21 protein-coding genes and 1 tRNA gene are annotated in these 15215 nt (G+C 63.3%); 17 read left to right on the top strand and 5 right to left on the bottom strand.

Annotated elements, in window-relative coordinates; genetic code table 11:
* Positions 1-145 precede the first annotated feature (145 nt).
* Genes CAG00_RS15685 through CAG00_RS15645 form a run of 9 tightly spaced genes read left to right on the top strand, consistent with a single transcriptional unit; the run spans position 146 to position 4391 of the window.
* On the top strand, positions 146-826 hold the full coding sequence (locus CAG00_RS15685) for a hypothetical protein (RefSeq protein ID WP_085664688.1): 681 nt from the start codon (positions 146-148) through the stop codon (positions 824-826).
* Positions 823-1083 carry a hypothetical protein gene (locus tag CAG00_RS15680; RefSeq protein ID WP_139832783.1) on the top strand — a complete coding sequence of 87 codons (261 nt, stop codon included), beginning with the start codon at positions 823-825 and terminating at the stop codon, positions 1081-1083. The genes CAG00_RS15685 and CAG00_RS15680 overlap by 4 nt, the downstream gene beginning before the upstream one ends.
* Complete coding sequence (locus tag CAG00_RS15675) at positions 1080-1379, top strand: hypothetical protein (RefSeq protein ID WP_139832782.1); 300 nt, start codon at positions 1080-1082, stop codon at positions 1377-1379. Before CAG00_RS15680 ends, CAG00_RS15675 begins: the two co-directional genes overlap by 4 nt.
* Complete coding sequence (locus CAG00_RS15670) at positions 1376-1771, top strand: phage protein NinX family protein (RefSeq protein ID WP_085664686.1); 396 nt, start codon at positions 1376-1378, stop codon at positions 1769-1771. Before CAG00_RS15675 ends, CAG00_RS15670 begins: the two co-directional genes overlap by 4 nt.
* A complete protein-coding gene (locus tag CAG00_RS15665) occupies positions 1768-2142 on the top strand; it encodes a hypothetical protein (RefSeq protein ID WP_085664685.1) in 375 nt (124 codons plus the stop codon). The genes CAG00_RS15670 and CAG00_RS15665 overlap by 4 nt, the downstream gene beginning before the upstream one ends.
* Before the next feature lie 43 nt (positions 2143-2185).
* Positions 2186-2497, top strand: a complete 312-nt coding sequence (locus CAG00_RS15660; protein ID WP_085664684.1) for a hypothetical protein — start codon at positions 2186-2188, stop codon at positions 2495-2497.
* A 51-nt stretch (positions 2498-2548) separates the two neighbouring features.
* Entirely contained in the window at positions 2549-3046 is a 498-nt protein-coding gene (locus CAG00_RS15655) for a hypothetical protein (protein ID WP_085664683.1), read from the top strand.
* A gap of 36 nt (positions 3047-3082) precedes the next feature.
* The gene (locus CAG00_RS15650) at positions 3083-3328 is read left to right on the top strand and encodes a DUF4224 domain-containing protein (protein WP_085664682.1); all 246 of its coding nucleotides are present in this window, start codon (positions 3083-3085) and stop codon (positions 3326-3328) included.
* Position 3329: 1 nt separating this feature from the next.
* Entirely contained in the window at positions 3330-4391 is a 1062-nt protein-coding gene (locus CAG00_RS15645) for a tyrosine-type recombinase/integrase (protein WP_085664681.1), read from the top strand.
* Between the two features lie 110 nt (positions 4392-4501).
* Here CAG00_RS15645 and CAG00_RS15640 read toward each other — a convergent pair.
* Positions 4502-4589 (bottom strand) — tRNA-Ser (locus CAG00_RS15640).
* A gap of 134 nt (positions 4590-4723) precedes the next feature.
* On the opposite strand from CAG00_RS15640, the gene CAG00_RS15635 reads away from it, so the two are divergent.
* From CAG00_RS15635 to CAG00_RS15595, 8 genes are all read left to right on the top strand, one after another.
* Complete coding sequence (locus CAG00_RS15635; RefSeq protein ID WP_003251184.1) at positions 4724-5395, top strand: Bax inhibitor-1/YccA family protein; 672 nt, start codon at positions 4724-4726, stop codon at positions 5393-5395.
* Positions 5396-5688: 293 nt separating this feature from the next.
* Positions 5689-7068, top strand: coding sequence for a nucleobase:cation symporter-2 family protein (locus tag CAG00_RS15625; RefSeq protein ID WP_013973275.1), 1380 nt, complete (start codon positions 5689-5691; stop codon positions 7066-7068).
* A 184-nt stretch (positions 7069-7252) separates the two neighbouring features.
* The gene (tusD, locus tag CAG00_RS15620) at positions 7253-7645 is read left to right on the top strand and encodes a sulfurtransferase complex subunit TusD (RefSeq protein ID WP_013973276.1); all 393 of its coding nucleotides are present in this window, start codon (positions 7253-7255) and stop codon (positions 7643-7645) included.
* A 1-nt stretch (position 7646) separates the two neighbouring features.
* Positions 7647-8006 (top strand): sulfurtransferase complex subunit TusC, encoded by a 360-nt coding sequence (gene tusC / locus CAG00_RS15615; RefSeq protein ID WP_085664680.1) that lies wholly within the window; start codon positions 7647-7649, stop codon positions 8004-8006.
* Complete coding sequence (tusB, locus tag CAG00_RS15610; RefSeq protein ID WP_085614914.1) at positions 8006-8302, top strand: sulfurtransferase complex subunit TusB; 297 nt, start codon at positions 8006-8008, stop codon at positions 8300-8302. The genes tusC and tusB overlap by 1 nt, the downstream gene beginning before the upstream one ends.
* Positions 8299-8634 carry a TusE/DsrC/DsvC family sulfur relay protein gene (locus tag CAG00_RS15605; RefSeq protein ID WP_003258880.1) on the top strand — a complete coding sequence of 112 codons (336 nt, stop codon included), beginning with the start codon at positions 8299-8301 and terminating at the stop codon, positions 8632-8634. The genes tusB and CAG00_RS15605 overlap by 4 nt, the downstream gene beginning before the upstream one ends.
* Positions 8631-9635 (top strand): glycosyl transferase family protein, encoded by a 1005-nt coding sequence (locus CAG00_RS15600; RefSeq protein WP_085664679.1) that lies wholly within the window; start codon positions 8631-8633, stop codon positions 9633-9635. Before CAG00_RS15605 ends, CAG00_RS15600 begins: the two co-directional genes overlap by 4 nt.
* A 92-nt stretch (positions 9636-9727) precedes the next feature.
* Complete coding sequence (locus tag CAG00_RS15595) at positions 9728-10687, top strand: glutathione S-transferase family protein (protein ID WP_013973281.1); 960 nt, start codon at positions 9728-9730, stop codon at positions 10685-10687.
* Between the two features lie 116 nt (positions 10688-10803).
* On the opposite strand, the gene cysG is transcribed toward CAG00_RS15595, so the two are convergent.
* Genes cysG through CAG00_RS15575 form a run of 4 tightly spaced genes read right to left on the bottom strand, consistent with a single transcriptional unit; the run spans position 10804 to position 15203 of the window.
* Entirely contained in the window at positions 10804-12195 is a 1392-nt protein-coding gene (gene cysG / locus CAG00_RS15590; protein WP_085664678.1) for a siroheme synthase CysG, read from the bottom strand.
* The gene (gene serS, locus CAG00_RS15585) at positions 12196-13476 is read right to left on the bottom strand and encodes a serine--tRNA ligase (RefSeq protein WP_025339770.1); all 1281 of its coding nucleotides are present in this window, start codon (positions 13474-13476) and stop codon (positions 12196-12198) included.
* A gap of 30 nt (positions 13477-13506) precedes the next feature.
* Positions 13507-13881, bottom strand: a complete 375-nt coding sequence (gene crcB, locus CAG00_RS15580) for a fluoride efflux transporter CrcB (protein ID WP_075045642.1) — start codon at positions 13879-13881, stop codon at positions 13507-13509.
* Positions 13878-15203 carry a replication-associated recombination protein A gene (locus CAG00_RS15575; RefSeq protein ID WP_013973284.1) on the bottom strand — a complete coding sequence of 442 codons (1326 nt, stop codon included), beginning with the start codon at positions 15201-15203 and terminating at the stop codon, positions 13878-13880. Before CAG00_RS15575 ends, crcB begins: the two co-directional genes overlap by 4 nt.
* Positions 15204-15215 lie beyond the last annotated feature (12 nt).

Genomic DNA, 15215 nt, shown 5'->3' with positions numbered 1-15215 from the left:
CAGGCAACAGATCTGCCTTATAGAGCGTCCGCAAACCAGGCCACCCGCCTCTACAGCCCAGCGGATGTAGACCTGTTCTCCTTCCACTAAACCACCTTTCCTCAATGTCTATTCACTGCCGCGATATGGCGGCCAAGGCGAAGCTATGTCTCAAGCAAAGGAACGGCCGATGCTGTTCAACGGGCCGATGGCCAGCGCTGTACTGGATGGCCGAAAAACGGTTACCCGTCGCGTGGTCAGCGCAAGGTCACTCAAGGAAATTGGCTACGGCGTTCAGTTGGGCGAGTGCCATAAGCTGCCGGCGGATGGCAAGGTGCACCCGAACAGCGCCGGCTATTACGCCGACCTCTGCCCTTATGGCCAACCAGGTGACCTGTTGTGGGGGCGAGAAAGCTTCTGGCAGGCAGGTGAATGGACTTCCTCATACTCTGAAGGCGACTGCGACAAGTGGAATGGCTCTCGCCGCATCCACTACCGCGCTGATGGCGAGCCGCCAAATGAGCCGAACCGCCACTATCCCCGTGCCTTGCGCAACGGTTCCTACTCCGCCGCCGACCCGGACCGGATTTGGCGTGCAAGACCGAGCATCCACATGCCCCGCTGGGCAAGCCGCATTCTGCTGGAGATCACCGAGGTTCGAATCGAGCTGCTGCAGCACATCACCATCGGCCAGATCTGCAAAGAAGGCCTGGCCCGCTCAATGTACGAGTTCATGCCCGTCACCCAGGCCTTTGATGCTTTCGCCGAGCTGTGGAACTCCACCGGCGGGGACTGGGACGCCAACCCATGGGTCTGGGTCGTCGAGTTCAAGAGGGTCGAGCAATGATCGGCGCCAACGATCCAGTCCGTAAAGCAACGGGCGGCCTTTTCGACTTGGACGAGATCATCGCAGTTGCCTTCCTGTTCTGCCTGCTGGTCTTCGTCACCGGCGCTGGAGTTGACCCCGAGCCGCAAACGAAATGCGCGCCAGTAATCAACCCGCAGGCCGGCAACCAGCGCCAGCTCTCCCCGCACGAAACACAACCCGAACCTACACCCGCACTGGCGCCTGGGCGCTGGATTGATGAGAGGTATCAGCTGTGACGAACATGATGCGCGAGCAGTTCGAGGCCTGGACGGAATCGGCGTTCATCGAGGTCGACCTGACCAAGGGCAATCACGGCTCCTACGCCGTGAGCGGTACGCACTGGCTCTACTGCGCCTGGGTTGCCGGCTGGAAAGAGTCCCGCGATGCCGTGGTGGTAAAGATGCCGGATCGTGCCAGCAAGGCCTACCAAGAACACTTCGATGACGTGGAGGGCGGCTGTTTCAATGAGGCGGCCTACATCCACGACGTGCGGATGGCCATCGAGGCTCATGGCCTGAAGGTGGCGCCATGACCGACCTGATCGAATTGAGGGTATCCAACCTCATCGGCGCACCCCTGGACTGGGCGGTGGCCAAGGCCGCGGGGTTCATCATAGATCCGGAATGCCGGACAACCGTATGGCACCGCGACGGTATACCTACCAGCATCAGCATCCGAGGCGCTACGGAGGGCTTCGGTTACCGCCCGTCCACTCACTGGGCGCAAGGCGGCCAGCTAATCGACAGGCACCGAGGCAGCGCCCAGCACTGCCCAGGAATGGCCGATGACGCCTGCTATAGCGGCGGTCCGGAGGGCGCGGGCGTCTGGTGCTACGGCCCCACCGCCCTCATCGCGTTCTGCCGCGGACTCGTCCACTACAAACTCGGCGATACCGTCCAGGTGCCGAAGGAGCTCATGCCATGACCGAAGTTCACCGCTACAAAGCCGTCAAGATGCTTTCCGAAGCGGGCAACCGCATCAACTACGACCCGCACGGCCCGGATGTCGTGATGGCTGAGGCCTACGACAAGCTTAGGGCCGAGAACGAGGCTCTGAGCAAGGAGGCCGAGCGCAGTAAAAGCATGCTGCTGGATGCCTGTGTGTCCATCGGCAGCATTGGCGAAGCTCTCGGCCTGGATATGGACGCCGACGCAGACATGATGATCGGCACGGCCCGCGACTTGATCGATGGGCTGAACCGCATCATTCAGGAGTGCCCGCTGGGCTCGCCGGGCTTCGCCATTGCCACCGAGGTAATGGGCGAACTGGGCGTGACGCAGGATGCTCAGGAATGATCGCCCTCGCCTACATGGCCTACCTGATCTACAGGGGGCCGCGATGAGCGCCGAAGTTTTCCAGTTTCCGCTTAAGCGCCGAGCCCAAAACAACCAGGTGCTGGCCAACCAAGCAGAGCGCAAGAGGCTGGCCGACTGGTTCCGCGAAATCGCCCAGCACATCGAAGGCAACGAGGTGGAGCGCGAGCCGCTGGCAGCCATGATCGTACTCAGCAGTGCAGCAGGTGACGAAGTCCTGCATGTCGGCTACTCAACCGACGCCACCTCACTCGTTCAGGCAGGAAACGCAGCCCGCCAATGGGCTCACCTGACCTTCCAGCGCAAAGCAGGCAACTTCTTCGACCGCCAACGCTAACCCCTCCCCCAATTACTCAAGCCCGCCGACATGCGCGGGCGAGGATTTCCTATGTCCGTAACTCACCAATTTCATCAAACCGCCAATGACTGCCTGGAGCGCATCGCGGCCGAACTCTGGCCAGGCGCAAAGCTGGCCCTGGTCATCTACACCCCGGATAAGCCCGAGCTCGACATCGTGCTCAAGGACAGCGGCCTGAACGTTGACGAGGTCATCAACACTCTGCGCCGCCGCGGCGGCCTCAGTCTTGATGGCGACAACGCCTACAAGCGCTCGGTCTGTGACGTCATCATCGGAGCCCTTGCAGCTGGCAAGCAGAACAACAACCCTCCACCAGCTGGCCACTGGGGCCAGGAGTTCTGGGATATCGGGCGAGCCGAAGGCGCGCTGCAACACGAGCTTGTCCATGCCCTGCGCCTGGCACGCAAAGAGCTGGACGCCTGCCAGCGCGTGATCCACTACGCCGGCGGATTCGACCCGGCCTACGTCAACGACGCCCAGGCAGCCATCAAGGAAGCCAACTCGGTACTGGACAAAATCCCCGCCTGACTAGCCTGCCGCCACCGGCGGCGTGGAGACCATCCCATGGAAACCGAGATTCTTTCGGACGAAGAGCTGGCCGACCTGACCGGCTACAAGGCCAGGGGCTGGCAGCGCCGCTGGCTCAACGAGCGCGGCTGGCACTTCGTCGAAAGCCGCGGCGGCCGGCCCCTGGTAGGCCGTCAGTATGCCCGCATGAAGTTGGGCGTAACCCTTGAGGTAGTGCCGCTGGCACCGCCGCCCCCGCCACCCACACCAGCGTGGACGCCAGATTTTTCAAAGGTGAGGTGATATGCGCCCCCGTAGCACAGAGAACAGGGATTTACCGCCGGGCGTGTACCGGCGCAAGCGCACCAGCAAGAGCAAGAAGAACCCGAACAAGGCGTGGATTAGCTACTACTACCGCGACAAGGACGGCAAGGAAATCGCCTTGGGCACGGACCTCAGTCTGGCCCGGATAAAATGGGCAGAGCTGGAGGCCCGGGAAAAACCGCGCGACTTGCTGCTGATGGGGGCAATCTTTGATCGCTATGAGCGCGACATTATCCCCAAGAAGGGCGAGCGCACACAGAAAGACAACCTGGCAGAGCTCCGGCAGTTGCGACCGTTTTTCGACAAAGCTCCCATCGAGGCAATTACGCCAGCGCTTGTCGCCCAGTACCGAGATGCACGGTCGGCGCCGGTGCGCGCAAATAGGGAGATCGCCCTCCTATCGCACGTCTACAACATGGCGCGGGAATGGGGGCTAACCACCAAAGAGAACCCCTGCCAGGGCGTACGGAAGAACAAAGAAGTGCCCCGAGACTTCTATGCGAACGATGCAATCTGGAACGCGGTTTACGCGAAAGCGGTGGGCGAGCTGAAGGACGCCATGGACCTGGCGTATCTGACGGGCCAGCGTCCGGCGGACGTACTGGTGATGAGAAGAGATGACATCGAGGATAAGGCCCTCGGTGTGAAGCAGAAGAAGACCCACAAGAAGCTGAGGATCATGCTTGAGGTGGATGGGGTTGAAAGCGGCCTGGGCGCCTTGATCCGGAAGATACTGGAGCGGAACGCACCGCACGGCTCGCCGTATCTCCTGCTGACCGAGTCAGGAAAGCGCGTCACGGCCGCCATGCTTCGCCATCGCTGGGACGATGCCCGGGAGGAAGCTGTGAAAGAAGCAGTAGCCGCAGGCGACCAGGTGCTGGCTGGCCGTATTAGCCAATTCCAGTTCCGTGACATCCGCCCGAAAGCAGCATCCGAAATCGTTGATGTCGACCACGCGAGTCTGCTTCTGGGCCACACCAAGGGCGACATAACCGAGCGGGTATATCGCCGAGTTGGGGCCCTGGCGAAACCGACCAAGTAAGAAAGTATCGGAAGCGCTTCCGAAATAAACCATTCCCAATGGTGTTCCCATGGGGAGTTTTTCTATGCCCCAAAAACGCAAAAAGCCCTGAATAATCAGGGCTTTGAATGTGGCGGAAGCGTAGAGATTCGAACTCTAGGATAGTTGCCCATCGACGGTTTTCAAGACCGTTGCCTTAAACCACTCGGCCACGCTTCCAGCTCGTTTTGCGGCCGCCATAATACCGTAATGAAACAAGCTGTCAAACTCTCTGTGTCGCGGGTTGCGGGAGCTCTGATAGACTCCTAGCATCTGAACGTCTGAAAACCACAGGTTTACCAAGGAGTGTCGCCATGCGCGAACAGGATTACGCCGTACACCACGGCCAGCAGGTCGAGCAGCAGGAGATCAGCAAGGTCCTGCGCAACACGTACAGCCTGCTGGCGCTCACCCTCGCCTTCAGCGGTGTCATGGCCTTCGTGGCCCAGCAGATGCGCGTCGGCTACCCGAACGTGTTCGTGGTGCTGATCGGCTTCTACGGGCTGTTCTTCCTTACCAACAAACTGCGTGATTCGGCCTGGGGCCTGGTGTCCACCTTCGCCCTCACCGGCTTCATGGGCTTTATCCTCGGCCCTATCCTCAACCGCTACCTGGGCATGGCCGGTGGCGCCGAAGTGGTCAGCTCGGCATTTGCCATGACTGCCCTGGTGTTCGGTGGTCTGTCGGCTTATGTGCTGATTACCCGCAAGGACATGAGCTTCCTCAGCGGCTTCATCACTGCGGGCTTCTTTGTCCTGCTGGGTGCTGTCGTGGCCAGCTTCTTCTTCCAGATCAGCGGCCTGCAACTGGCGATCAGCGCTGGCTTCGTGCTGTTCTCGTCGGTCTGCATCCTGTTCCAGACCAGCGCGATCATTCACGGTGGCGAGCGTAACTACATCATGGCGACCATCAGCCTGTATGTGTCGATCTACAACCTGTTTGTCAGCCTGCTGCAGCTGTTTGGCATCATGGGTCGTGATGACTGATTGATTGCTGCAAGAGAAAGCCCGCTTCGGCGGGCTTTTTTGTGGGAGCGGGTTCACCCGCGAACACCGGCGCAGCCGGTGCCAGGCACCGCGTTGGTTTCTTCGCGGGTGAACCCGCTCCCACAGGGTCCGCGCAGGTTTCAGGCTTGAACAAACAGCACCAATAATTGACCATAAAGTCAGATAATCAGGCGAATGGTCGTCGATCATGCCGCCATCGTGCTTTTCTCTACCCCAATTCGCCATCACCCCGTAGAATGCGCTCCTTTTTTCTTCCGGGGCAGCTTTTCGCAATGAGCTCACACGAACACAGCCCAGGCGCGGCGGCGCCTGCCAATGAACTGGTGCTTGGTCTTGAGGACAAGCCACGGCTGTTGATCGGCCTGCTGGCAGCACTGCAGCACCTGCTGGCGATCATCGTGCCGATCGTCACCCCTGGCCTGCTGATTTGCCAGGCGCTGGGGGTTTCCGCACGTGATACCAACCTGATCGTCTCCATGTCGCTGGTCATCTCGGGTATCGCCACCTTCGTCCAGTGCAAGCGCTTCGGGCCGTTCGGTGCCGGGCTGCTGATCGTCCAGGGCACCAGCTTCAACTTCGTCGGCCCGCTGATTGCCGGCGGGGCGCTGATGGTCAAGCAAGGTACGCCGGTTGAAGGCGTGATGGCGGCCATCTTTGGTGTGGTAATCGCCGGCTCGTTCGTCGAGATGGGCGTGTCGCGCATCCTGCCCTTCGTCAAACGCCTGATTACCCCGCTGGTCACCGGCATCGTGGTGCTGATGATCGGCCTGACCCTGATCAAGGTCGGCCTGATCAGCATGGGTGGTGGCTTCGGCGCCATGGCCAATGGCACCTTCGCCAATGGCGAGAACCTGCTGCTGTCGGGCGTGGTGCTGGCGATCATCGTCATCCTCAACCGCATTCCGGTAGTGTGGATGCGCAGCTGCGCCATCGTTATCGCCCTGGCGGTCGGCTATGCGCTGGCCGGTTACCTGGGCCGCCTGGATTTCACCGGCATGCACGAAGCCGCGCTGTTCCAGGTGCCGACGCCGCTGCACTTCGGCCTGGGCTTCTCCTGGGCACTGTTCATCCCAATGCTGGTGATCTACCTGGTAACTTCGCTGGAAGCCATCGGTGACGTCACCGCCACCAGCAAGGTGTCGCGCCAGCCGGTCGAAGGGCCGGTGTGGATGCAGCGGATCAAGGGCGGTGTACTGGTGAACGGGGCCAACTCGCTGCTGGCCGGCTTGTTCAACACCTTCCCGAGCTCAATCTTTGCCCAGAACAATGGCGTGATTCAGCTGACCGGGATCGCCAGCCGCCATATCGGTATGTGGATTGCCGTGATGCTGGTGCTGCTGGGGCTGTTCCCGAGCGTTGCCGGGGTGATCCAGGCGGTGCCGGAGCCGGTGCTGGGTGGTGCGGCCATGGTCATGTTCGGGGCGGTTGCGGCTTCGGGGATCAATATCCTGGCCAGCACTCGCCTGGACCGTCGTGCCCTGCTGATCATCGCTGTATCCCTGGCCCTGGGCCTGGGTGTGGCGCAGGTGCCGGAGTTCCTGGCGCACATGCCGGCGGCGATTCGCAATGTGCTGGAGTCGGGCGTGGCTACCGGGGGTATCTGTGCCCTGGTGTTGAACTGGTTCTTGCCGGAGAGCAAGGAACAGGCCTGAGCCTGGAGTCCTTCTGTCAGGGCCATGGGGCTGCTTTGCAGCCCGTCGCGACGCAAGGCCGCTCCTACACGAAGCCGCGTAGACCTGAAGATTGGTGCAAGACAGAAAGCCCGCCCCGCCATGCACAAGCGGGCGCGGGCTTTTTTGCTTTATCATGGCACCATTCCTTTTGCATGAGTTATCCATGAAATTCGCTATCGCGGTGTTCTCCCCGGCCCATGCGCCCTCCTCGCGGCGCGCCCTGCGCTACGCCGAGGCGGTGCTGGCCGGCGGGCATGAGATTGCCCGGCTGTTCTTCTACCAGGACGGGGTACACAGTGCCTCGGCCAACGTGGTCGCCCCCCAGGACGAGCTGGATGTTGCCGGCCAATGGCGCGCCTTCATTGCAGCCAACCAGCTGGACGCCGTGGTGTGCATCGCCGCCGCGCTGCGCCGTGGCGTGCTCGACGAGGCCGAGGCCAACCGCTACCAGCGCCCGGCCGTGAACCTGCCCAAGCCTTGGGAGCTGTCGGGGCTTGGCCAGCTACATGAGGCGGCACAGGTTGCCGATCGCCTTGTCTGCTTCGGAGGCGACTGAAATGGCCAAATCCTTGTTGATCATCAGCCGCCAGGCGCCCTGGAACGGCCCATCGGCCCGTGAAGCACTGGACATCGCCCTGGCTGGCGGCGCGTTCGATCTGCCGCTGGGCATGCTGTTCCTCGATGACGGCGTGTTCCAGCTCGCTGCAGACCAGCAGCCCACCGCCGTGCAACAGAAGAACCTGGCCGCCAACTTGCAGGCGCTGCCAATGTTCGGCGTCGAGGAGCTGTTCGCCTGCAGCCACAGCCTCACTCGCCGCGGCCTGGCAGCCGACACTCTGGTGCTGCCGGTGCAAGTGCTGGACGACACGGCCCTGGCCGCGCTGATCGCCCGTTTCGACCAGGTGGTAACGCTCTGATGACGACCCTGCATGTAATTGCCCACTCCCCGTTTGGCGACGAGCGCCTGGCCAGCTGCCTGCGCCTGCTCGGCACCGACGACGCCCTGCTGCTGTGCGGCGATGCTGTATATGCCCTGCGCAGCGGCAGCGAACCGCACCAACAGCTGCAAGCCGCCGGCCTGGCCCAGCGCCTGTTCGCCCTGGAAGAAGACGTGCAGGCCCGCGCGGTCGGCAACGAGCTGGCCAAGGCCGTGGACTACGCCGGGTTCGTCGAACTGTCGCTGCATTACGACAAGGTCAACAGCTGGCTATGAATACCCTCAACGTTGGCGATCAGGCGATCGCCCTGGACAAGGACGGCTTCCTGGTCGACCTGCAAGACTGGTCGCATGCCGCCGCCGAGGCTTTGGCCGCGCGCGAGGGCATCCCGTTGACGGCGGACCACTGGGAAATCCTCGAACTGCTGCGCCAGTTCTACCAGGAATTCCAGCTGTCCCCGGCCACGCGCCCGCTGATCAAGTACACGGCCCTCAAACTGGGCCCGGACAAGGGCAACAGCCCGCACCTCAACCGCCTGTTCAACGGCACTCCCGCCAAACTGGCCGCCAAGCTGGCGGGCCTGCCCAAGCCGACCAACTGCATATGACAGAACCTCGCCCGCTTACCCTGGAAACCCCTGCCGAACACCCGTTCGCCGAGTTCGTGCGCATTCTTGGCAAAGGCAAGCGCGGCGCGCGTGGCCTGACCCGTGAAGAAGCTCGCACGGCCATGACCCTGCTGCTGGAAGGCAAGGTCGAAGATGCCCAGCTCGGTGCCTTTCTCATGCTGCTGCGGCACAAGGAAGAAAGCGCCGAAGAACTGGCCGGCTTCACCGAGGCCCTGCGCGCCCACTTGCAGGCGCCGCGCATCGCCGTTGACCTGGACTGGCCCACCTACGCTGGCAAGAAGCGCCACCTGCCCTGGTACCTGCTGGCTGCCAAATGCCTGGCCAACAATGGTGTGCGCATCCTGATGCACGGTGGCGGTGCGCATACCGCCGGGCGCATGTACACCGAGCAACTGCTGTCCCTGCTGGAAATTCCACTGTGCCGTGACTGGGCTGCGGTCAGCCGGGCCCTGGACCAGCAGCGCCTGGCCTTCTTCCCGCTGCAGGACTGGGCCCCGCAGTTGCAGCGCATGATCGATCTGCGCAACACCCTGGGCCTGCGTTCGCCCATCCACTCGCTGGCCCGGGTGCTCAACCCGCTGGCTGCGCGTTGTGGCCTGCAGAGCATCTTCCACCCCGGTTACCAGGCGGTGCACCGCGAGGCCAGCCGCCTGCTGGGCGACCATGCCGTGGTAATCAAGGGTGATGGCGGCGAGATCGAGGTAAACCCCGATGTCATCAGCCATCTGTACGGCACCACCGCCGGCGAAGCCTGGGACGAGGAATGGGCAGCGCTGAGCGAACGCCGCCACGTGAAGCCGCCAAGCCTGCAACCCGAGCAATTGCTGGCGGTCTGGCGTGGCGAGGCCGAGGACAGCTACGGTGAAATGGCCGTGGTCGCGACCATCGCCCTGGCCCTGCGCGGCCTGGGCCAGGACCGTGAGCAGGCTTTCGCCACGGCACGCGGTTACTGGGGCGCACGCAACCAATCGAATAACTAGATAGTAAGAGTGCAGTCTTTGCGCTAGTTATTCGAACGTTTTCCCCTAGACTGGGCTCCAACGACAAACAACTTTGTTCCGAGGAGCTCACCATGGGCCTTTTGATCGACGGCCGCTGGCATGACCAGTGGTATGAAAACGGCAAGGACGGCACGTTCAAACGCGAAAACGCCCAACGCCGCAATCAGCTGCCCGCTCCCGAAGCTGGCCGCTACCACCTGTACGTCTCGCTGGCCTGCCCATGGGCGCACCGCACCCTGATCTTCCGTGCCCTCAAGGGCCTGGAGCCGTTGATCGATGTGTCGGTGGTCAGCTGGCTGATGCAGGACCATGGCTGGACTTTCGACCAGCAGCAAGGCTCCAGCGGTGACCACCTCGACGCGCTGCAGTACCTGCACCAGCGCTACACCCAGGATGACCCGCACTACACCGGCCGTGTGACTGTACCGGTGCTGTGGGACAAGAAAGAGAAACGCATCGTCAACAACGAGTCGTCGGAGATCATCCGCATCTTCAACAGCGCGTTCAACGAACTGACCGGCAATACACTGGACCTGTACCCAGAGCCGCTGCGCCCGACCATCGAGGCGCTGAACGAGCGCATCTACCCGGCGGTGAACAACGGCGTGTATCGCGCAGGCTTTGCCACTACGCAGGAAGCCTACGAGGCGGCGTTTGACGAAGTGTTCAACGAACTGGACTACCTGGAAGACTTGCTGAGCCGCAACCGCTACCTGGCCGGGGAATACCTGACCGAGGCCGATGTGCGCCTGTTCACCACCCTTGTGCGCTTCGATGCGGTGTACCACGGACATTTCAAGTGCAACCTGCGCCGCCTGAGCGATTATCACAACCTGTCGAACTGGCTGCGTGAGCTGTACCAGTGGCCGGGGGTGGCGGGCACAGTGGACATGGAGCATATCCAGAAGCACTACTACATGAGCCACAAGACCATCAACCCGAACGGGATCGTGCCCAAGGGGCCGCTGCAAGACTTCAACCTGCCCCATGATCGGGAGCGGTTGGCAGGCAAGGGGATTTGGCAGGCTTGAGATTGCAGGGGCTGCTTTGCAGCCCATCGCGACACAAGGCAGCTCCTACAGGGGATCGCTATCTCCTGTAGGAGCTGCCTTATGTCGCGATGGGCCGCAAAGCGGCCCCAACGATTTCAGCTGTTCTGCGAACCTTCGAACCAGGCCAGCTTGTCACGCAACTGCACCACTTCCCCGACAATCACCAGGGTCGGCGCATGCACTTCATGCTGGGCCACCAGCTCCGGCAAGTCCGCCAAGGTGCCGGTGAACACCCGCTGATTACGCGTAGTCCCCTGCTGCACCAGCGCCGCCGGGGTACTGGCCGCGCGGCCATGGCGAATCAGCTCGGCGCAGATGGTCGGCAAGCCCACCAAGCCCATGTAGAACACCAGAGTCTGTGCCGGCGCCACCAGGTCATGCCAAGGCAGGTTGCTGGTGCCATCCTTCAGGTGCCCGGTCACGAAACGTACTGACTGGGCATAGTCGCGGTGAGTCAGCGGAATCCCACCATAGGCGGAACACCCACTGGCCGCGGTAATGCCCGGCACCACCTGGAACGGGATGCCATGCTCGGCCAGTTCTTCGATCTCTTCGCCGCCCCGGCCGAAGATGAACGGGTCGCCGCCCTTCAGGCGCAGCACACGCTTGCCCTGCCGGGCCAGGTCGACCAGCAGGCGGTTGATCTGGTCCTGAGGCACGGCATGGTCGGCGCGACGCTTGCCCACGTAGATACGCTCGGCATCGCGGCGGCACATCTCGATGATCGCCGGTGCCACCAGGCGGTCGTACAGCACCACATCGGCCTGCTGCATCAGGCGCAAGGCACGGAAGGTCAGCAAGTCCGGATCGCCCGGGCCCGCCCCCACCAGGTACACCTCACCGCCCTGCTGCACCGGTGCACCGTCGACCATCGCCTGCAACAGGCGCTCGGCCTCGGCGCCCTGCCCGGCCAGCTGGCGCTCGGCAATCTGCCCCTGAAACACGGTTTCCCAGAAGCCACGGCGCTGGTTGACGTCCGGGTACAAGGCCTTGACCTTGTCGCGGAAGCGCGCGGCCAGGCCGGCCAGCTCGCCATAGGCGGACGGGATCCAGGCCTCCAGCTTGGCGCGAATCAACCGCGCCAGCACCGGAGCATCCCCGCCACTGGATACCGCAACCACCAACGGCGAACGGTCGACGATCGCCGGGAAGATCACCGTGCACAGGGCCGGCGCATCCACCACGTTGACCGGCAGGCTGAGGGCCTGCGCATCCGCCGACACCTGGGCATTGAGCCCGGGGTCGTCGGTGGCCGCGATCACCAGCCGGCAACCGACCATGTCGGCTGCCTGATAGCCGCGCACCAGCACCTCGCCGCCACCTTCCCGGGCCAGCGCGGCCAACTGGCCGTCGACATCCGGTGCCACCACGCGCAGCGCGGCGCCGGCATCGGCCAGCAGGCGCGCCTTGCGCAAGGCGATCTCACCGCCGCCAACGACCAGCACGCGGCCGCCCTGCAGCTTGTGGAACAGCGGCAGGTAATCCATTTAGCGGATAACCTCGACGCCGCCCATGTAAGGCTTCAGCACTTCCGGCACACGGATCGAACCGTCGGCCTGCTGGTAGTTTTCCAGCACGGCAACCAGGGTACGGCCTACGGCCAGGCCGGAGCCGTTGAGGGTGTGCACCAGCTCTGGCTTGCCGGTTTCCGGGTTGCGCCAGCGGGCCTGCATGCGGCGCGCCTGGAAGTCACCGCAGTTGGAGCACGAGCTGATTTCGCGGTACTTGTCCTGGCTTGGTACCCACACTTCCAGGTCGTAGGTCTTCACCGCACCAAAGCCCATGTCGCCGGTGCACAGGGCCAGCACGCGGTACGGCAGCTCCAGCAGCTGCAGCACGCGCTCGGCGTTGGCAGTCAGGCCTTCCAGGGCTTCCATCGACTTGGATGGCTCGACCACCTGCACCATCTCGACCTTGTCGAACTGGTGCTGGCGGATCATGCCGCGGGTGTCACGGCCGGAAGCACCGGCTTCGCTGCGGAAGCACGGGGTGTGGGCAACCAGTTTCAGTGGCAGCTGCTTGGCGTCGAGGATTTCACCGGCCACCAGGTTGGTCAGCGACACTTCGGCGGTCGGGATCAGGTAGAAGTCGGCCTCGCCTTCGCGGCTGATCTTGAACAGGTCTTCCTCGAACTTCGGCAGCTGGCCGGTGCCCTGCAGGGCCGGGGCCTGGACCAGGTACGGGGTGTAGTGCTCCTCGTAGCCGTGCTCGCCGGTGTGCAGGTTGATCATGAACTGCGCCAGGGCGCGGTGCAGGCGGGCGATCGGGCCGCGCAGCACGGCAAAGCGTGCGCCAGACAGCTTGGCGGCGGCTTCGAAGTCCAGGCCACCGCTGACTTCGCCAAGGGCGACGTGGTCCTTGATTTCGAAGTCGAAGGCCTTCGGCGTGCCCCAACGGCGCACTTCGACGTTGTCGTCTTCGCTGGCACCGACCGGTACGCTGGCGTCCGGCAGGTTGGGGATGGTCAGCAGGATGCCATCCAGTTCAGCCTGGATGCCGTCCAGCTCGGTCTTGCCGGCAGCCAGTTCGTTGGCCATGCGCTCGACGTCGGCCATCAGCGGCGCAATGTCTTCGCCCTTGGCCTTGGCCTGGCCGATGGACTTGGAACGGGCGTTACGCTCGGCCTGCAGCTGCTCGGTGCGGGTCTGCACAGCCTTGCGGCGCTCTTCCAGTGATTCGATGCGCGCGACATCCAGGCTGAAGCCACGGGAGGCCAGGCGATCCGCCACTTCCTGAAGTTGGCCGCGTAACAGTTTGGAATCGAGCATATCGTTCTCTCGTTATGTGTAGGTGTTGGTTCAGAATCGGGTCAGGGACAGGCCGGCCCAGGTCGCGAGCAGCCCGCCCACCACGCTGATACCGGTATAGCCCAGAGCCAGCGGCACTTGCCCGCTTTCCAGCAGGCGTACGGTATCCAGCGAAAAGGAGGAAAAAGTCGTCAGGCCACCGAGGAAGCCGACGATCAGCCCGGCGCGCAGCTCGACCGGCACGATCGGCTTGTGCAGGAACAGGCCATAGAGCAGGCCGATCAGCAGGCAGCCAATCAGGTTGACCGCCAGCGTACCGAGATAGAAGTGCCGTGGCCAGTGGGCAGCCACCCAGTTGGTGGTAGCAAAGCGCAACAAGGTACCGGCAATACCGCCAGCGCTGACGGCGGCAATCAGTGCAATCACGGTTTTCTCCGCTGGCGGGGGCTGTTGCGGTCAAGGTCGGCCAAGTGGCGCAGCTTCTCGCCAATCTTCAGTTCCAGGCCACGAGGCACCGGCTGGTAGTACTGGCGCGGCTCGAGCTCCTCGGGGAAGTAGTCTTCGCCGGCGGCATAGGCGTCGGGTTCATCGTGGGCATAGCGGTACTCGTCGCCATAGCCCAGTTGCTTCATCAGCTTGGTCGGGGCGTTGCGCAGGTGCAGCGGCACTTCCAGCGAACCGTGCTCGGCGGCCTCGCGCAGGGCGGTCTTGAAGCCCATGTACACCGCGTTGCTCTTCGGTGCGCAGGCGAGGTAGGTGATGGCCTGGGCCACTGCCAGTTCGCCCTCGGGGCTGCCCAGGCGCTCTTGCACATCCCAGGCCGCCAGGCACAGGCTGAGCGCGCGCGGGTCGGCGTTGCCGATGTCCTCGCTGGCCATGCGCACCACGCGGCGGGCGATGTACAGCGGGTCGCAGCCGCCGTCGAGCATGCGCGCGAACCAGTACAGGGCGCCATCGGGGTTGGAGCCGCGCACCGACTTGTGCAGCGCGGAAATCTGGTCGTAGAACGCCTCGCCCCCCTTGTCGAAGCGGCGGCGGCTGTCGCCGAGCAGGCTCTGCAGCATCTCGACGTCGATCTCGCTGCCGTCTTCAGCCAGGTCCGAGGCGTTTTCCAGGAAGTTGAGCATGCGCCGGCCATCGCCATCGGCGGCGGCCATCAGCATCTTGAAGGCGTCGTCACCAACCCGCAGGTTGCGCTTGCCCAGGCCGCGCTCTTCAGTCAGCGCGCGGTTGACCAGCTTGCGCAGCGCCGCCTCGTCCAGGCTCTTGAGCACATACACCCGCGCCCGCGACAGCAATGCGTTGTTCAGCTCGAACGACGGGTTTTCGGTGGTGGCGCCAATGAACAGCAGGGTGCCGTCTTCCACATAGGGCAGGAAGGCATCCTGCTGCGACTTGTTGAAGCGGTGCACTTCGTCGACGAACAGGATGGTACGGCGGCCGTACTGGCCAGCCTGCTGCTTGGCCACTTCGACCGCCTGGCGAATCTCCTTCACCCCGGCCAGTACCGCCGACACCGTTTCGAAGTGCGCGTCGCAGAACTGCGCCAGCAGCCGCGCGAGGGTGGTCTTGCCCACCCCAGGCGGCCCCCAGAAGATCATCGAGTGCAGCGCACCCTGCTCCAGCGCCTCGCGCAGCGGTTTGCCGCGCGCCAGCAGGTGCTCCTGGCCGACGTACTCGTCCAGGTTGGACGGGCGCAGGCGAGCGGCCAGGGGCTGGGCGACGGGTTCGCTTCGAAACAGGTCCATGGCGAGCTCTGG

Source organism: Pseudomonas sp. B5(2017), from assembly GCF_002112825.1.
Classification (GTDB): Bacteria; Pseudomonadota; Gammaproteobacteria; order Pseudomonadales; family Pseudomonadaceae; genus Aquipseudomonas; species Aquipseudomonas putida_Z.
This window is presented reverse-complemented; position numbering and strand designations above follow the sequence as displayed.